1 protein-coding gene is annotated in these 263 nt (G+C 70.3%); it reads left to right on the plus strand.

The features are described from left to right. A partial coding sequence (locus AC0L2P_RS32390) for a YbhB/YbcL family Raf kinase inhibitor-like protein (protein WP_473507266.1) occupies positions 1–253 on the plus strand: 253 nt, incomplete at its 5' end. Between the last annotated feature and the right edge of the window lie 10 nt (positions 254–263).

Consider the following 263-nt stretch of genomic DNA (forward strand, 5'->3'; position numbering starts at 1 on the left):
GGGCGATGTCGGCCGCAATTCCTATCTGGGCGAGGGCTGGCTGCCGCCCGATCCGCCGCGCGGGCATGGCGAGCATCGTTATGTCTTCCAATTGTTCGCGCTGGATGCGGTGGTTGAGATCGGCGGCGAGACGCCGGGGCGCGGGGCGATGCTGGACGCGATGGCGGGGCATGTGCTGGCTGCCGGAGTGCTGACCGGGACCTATTCGCGCGAGGAGGAAGCGCCCGTGGGGCCGGTCGGCGCGATCGCCTGACCTCCTGAGG

The sequence above is a fragment of the Mesorhizobium sp. WSM4836 genome (genome assembly GCF_055811815.1).